Source organism: Microcystis sp. LEGE 08355 (genome assembly GCF_015207185.1).
GTDB classification, from domain to species: domain Bacteria; phylum Cyanobacteriota; class Cyanobacteriia; order Cyanobacteriales; family Microcystaceae; genus Microcystis; species Microcystis panniformis.
The window spans coordinates 1-3,293 of record NZ_JADEXI010000516.1 but is presented as its reverse complement, the minus strand read 5'-3'; the positions used below and the strand labels follow the sequence as shown (position 1 = coordinate 3,293).

General features: G+C 46.1%; 5 protein-coding genes. 3 read left to right on the top strand and 2 right to left on the bottom strand.

Translation table 11 applies throughout. The features are described 5' to 3' along the window. Positions 1-120 precede the first annotated feature (120 nt). Positions 121-897, top strand: a complete 777-nt coding sequence (locus IQ242_RS20295) for a PspA/IM30 family protein (protein ID WP_193961197.1) — start codon at positions 121-123, stop codon at positions 895-897. A gap of 106 nt (positions 898-1,003) precedes the next feature. Continuing rightward, positions 1,004-1,237, top strand: a complete 234-nt coding sequence (locus IQ242_RS20290; protein ID WP_193961196.1) for a PspA/IM30 family protein — start codon at positions 1,004-1,006, stop codon at positions 1,235-1,237. Between the two features lie 17 nt (positions 1,238-1,254). Here IQ242_RS20290 and IQ242_RS20285 read toward each other — a convergent pair whose 3' ends face one another. Both IQ242_RS20285 and IQ242_RS20280 read right to left on the bottom strand, forming a co-directional pair. Continuing rightward, positions 1,255-1,494: a hypothetical protein gene (locus IQ242_RS20285; protein WP_002797307.1), complete on the bottom strand. Its 240-nt coding sequence runs from the start codon at positions 1,492-1,494 to the stop codon at positions 1,255-1,257. Positions 1,495-1,529: 35 nt separating this feature from the next. Continuing rightward, positions 1,530-1,754 (bottom strand): hypothetical protein, encoded by a 225-nt coding sequence (locus IQ242_RS20280; RefSeq protein WP_149985510.1) that lies wholly within the window; start codon positions 1,752-1,754, stop codon positions 1,530-1,532. Positions 1,755-2,266: 512 nt separating this feature from the next. Between IQ242_RS20280 and IQ242_RS20275 the strand changes: the two genes are divergently transcribed. Beyond that, positions 2,267-3,293: Re/Si-specific NAD(P)(+) transhydrogenase subunit alpha (locus IQ242_RS20275; RefSeq protein WP_193961195.1), on the top strand; the 1,027-nt coding region annotated here is incomplete at its 3' end.

Here is a 3,293-nt window from a genome sequence, read left to right as displayed (position 1 = left end):
TAACTCCTATCGCCTATCCTAGCTCTCGTGGTTTATATTAGAGAATAAGCCGTTAGGCAAGATAGGAAATTTTAAGAACAGTTAACTGATTTAGTACACACCGAGAGGAACAAGAGCGTCATGGGTTTATTCGATCGCCTTAGCCGAGTTGTCCGAGCTAACCTCAATGATATGGTGAGCAAGGCTGAAGATCCAGAAAAAATGCTGGAACAAGCTGTCAGTGATATGCAAGAGGATCTAGTACAGGTACGTCAAGCGGTTGCTAGAGCGATCGCTGAACAACGACAAACGGAACAAAAATACAGCAAAGACCAGTCAGAAGCCAATAAATGGGAACAAAGAGCCAAATTAGCCCTTGCTAAAGGGGATGAAAACCTCGCCCGGGAAGCTCTTAAACGCAAGAAAGATTTCACGGAAACCGCCGCCATTCTCAAAAATCAACTGGATCAGCAAACGGTACAGGTAGAAAGTCTGAGAAAAAACTTGATTGCGCTCGAAAGTAAGATTTCTGAGGCAAAAACCAAGAAAAATATGTTAGTAGCTCGCTCCAGAGCCGCAAAAGCTAACGAAGAACTCCAAAAAACCCTCGGCAGTATCGATACCAGTAGTTCCATGTCCGCTTTTGAGCGCATGGAAGAAAAAGTTGTGCAGATAGAAGCCCGTAGTCAAGCTTACGGTGAATTGGGTGGCATCGGCATCGAAAATCAATTCGCTGCACTAGAATCGGGCAGCGATGTGGATGATGAATTAGCAATGCTGAAAGCACAAATGTCCGGGGGAGCATTACCCCCCAGCACAACTTCTAGTCAACCCACTTTACCCCAAGCAACCACCGTCAGGGATTCGGCAGTGGATGCAGAATTAGAGGAATTGCGATCGAAGTTAAAAGAACTGTAAAACTTTGAGAGCGTCGAGACGTACCATCTACGGTACGTCTCTATTTATTAATTTTGTTGTTGAGATAGGGAATATTAATTGCTAGTCATAATTAACCATCACTATTATGCGGGATGATTTATCTAATTTACGTTCCTCAATTATCGAAGTAATTGCCTTACAAAAAAGAGCCGAACAACAGTACAACCAAGCACAAGCTGAGGTTTTCAAATGGGAAGAAATAGTTAAAATCGCTCTAGCTGAAGGTGATGAGTCTCTGGCACAAGAAGCTAATATAAAGAAAAAACATCCCCCATCTTTTGCGGGTAAAGTGGCGATCAATGTCATTGATCGCCACTAACCTGAATTTTCACTCGTTTAAGGGTTTGGTTGATCTGGGTCAGAAAGTCGGTGTTTGTTGGCTTCTTCAATGGCTCTCCTTACTTTTTCTCCTCTTCTTTCCGCTTCTCTTACGTGTTGCTCTAATTCTGGAAAGCTATTTTGAGAAGAAATGCTGATAACATTTCGACCTGCTTCTACGGCTAAAAATCCCAGTCCCAAAATCAAGGCAATTCGGACGATAATGCTGTCAATTTTTCGTTTTTCGTTGTCGTTCATAGTTTTAGGCAAATTCTAAAGTATTGACTAAAAATTTAATCAGAGCAATCTTTTCTGGATCGGGCAATTGAGCGGCGACTCGGAATAATATCCGCTGCTTTTGCCTTCTCTAATTCTAAAACCGATTCTACATCTTCTAATTGGGCGGTTAATTCTGCGAGGCTAATATTCAAAAATTTAGCAATTTTGCTAATATTCTTGCGTTTTGGGCAAGAATACCTGCGAAAACAGGTTCCCAATGCCTGAGTCGGTAGAGCCATCCCTCTGGCTAATTCCGATCTGAAAGAGTGGTTAGCTGCGTTGGTACGGCTAAAAGCACAAATGTTACTGGGTAACACTGCCCATCCACCCACCGTCAGGGATTCAGCAGTAGATGCAGAATTAGAGGAATTGCGATCGAAGTTAAAAGAACTGTAAAACTTTGAGATTGTCGAGACGTATTACAGCCCTTCTCATCAATATGAAGTATAGCCTAATCTGGTATCTAGGACAGAATATCGTCTAATGTTAACCGTTTCGGCGTTTCCCAGAACGAAAGCTTTGTACCTCATAATTATAAAAAAAATCCCAAGCAATGCCGCTCAAAACCCTTTAATTCTGAAGATAATCCTAAGATTCACCCCGAAAAAGAGCCAGAAAGGTGAGGATAGCTAGGATGGAAGTGAAAAGCAATTTTGACTCGAAATTATCCCAGGGGATCGATCGCATTTAACGAAACCCTTACCCTAACAGCATAAGACAAGAGAAGGACTTACTAAGGAGAAACCCAGCCATGAAAATCGGCGTAATCAAAGAAAGTGACCAAGGCGAGGCGCGGGTGGCGCTAGTGCCGGATACCGTCGCCCGTTTAGTCAAGGCGGGATTTGAGGTAATTGTCGAAAATGGGGCGGGAATTAGTGCCAACTTTGCCGATAGTGCCTATAGTGCCGTGGGAGCCGCCCTGAGCGAAAACAGCGAATATATCTATGAAACTGCCGATATTATTCTCAAAGTCGTCCCTCCTAGCGATAGCGAGATCGATCGCCTGAAAAATGGCGGTATCCTCATCGGCTTTCTCGATCCCCTGCGTCAACCCCGGCGCATTGCCAAATTAGCCGCTCGCGGGATCACCGCTTTGAGCATGGAATTAATTCCCCGCAGTAGTCGCGCCCAGAGTATGGATGCCCTCTCCTCTCAGGCTAACCTCGCCGGTTACAAAGCGGTACTCCTCGCCGCCGTGCAGCTGCCGAAAATGTTCCCGATGATGACTACCGCCGCCGGTACGATCGCCCCAGCCAAGGTGCTGGTATTGGGGGCAGGAGTTGCCGGATTGCAAGCTTGCGCCACCGCCCGCCGTTTGGGGGCAGTGGTGGAGGCTTTTGATATTCGTCCCCAAGTCAAAGAAGAAGTGCAGAGTGTCGGGGCGAAATTTATTGAAATGCCCCTAGAAGAAGATACCGTCGCCGATAACGGTTACGCCAAAGAGGTTTCTATTAGCACACAGGAGCGCATTTGTCAAGCCCTAGCCGAACCAATTAAGCGGGCTGATGTGGTGATCACCACCGCCCAAGTACCGGGGAAACAAGCCCCGCTGCTAGTCACCAAAGAAATGATCGCCACCATGAAAGCGGGGGCGGTAATCGTTGATTTAGCGGCGGAACAGGGGGGAAATTGCGCCTACACCCAACCGGGACGAGAAATCATCGAAAATGGGGTAAAAATCGTCGGAGCCGTTAATCTTCCTGCCACAGTGGCCACCAATGCCAGCCAGATGTATGCCAAAAACCTGCAAATGCTGCTACAGCTTCTAGTCAGCAAAG

Excerpts from the sequence above, each read along its gene's own strand:
- IQ242_RS20295 (WP_193961197.1), top strand. The coding sequence starts at position 121 with ATGGGTTTATTCGATCGCCTTAGCCGAGTTGTCCGAGCTAACCTCAAT.
- IQ242_RS20290 (WP_193961196.1), top strand. The coding sequence starts at position 1,004 with ATGCGGGATGATTTATCTAATTTACGTTCCTCAATTATCGAAGTAATT.
- IQ242_RS20285 (WP_002797307.1), bottom strand. The coding sequence starts at position 1,494 with ATGAACGACAACGAAAAACGAAAAATTGACAGCATTATCGTCCGAATT.
- IQ242_RS20280 (WP_149985510.1), bottom strand. The coding sequence starts at position 1,754 with ATGGCTCTACCGACTCAGGCATTGGGAACCTGTTTTCGCAGGTATTCT.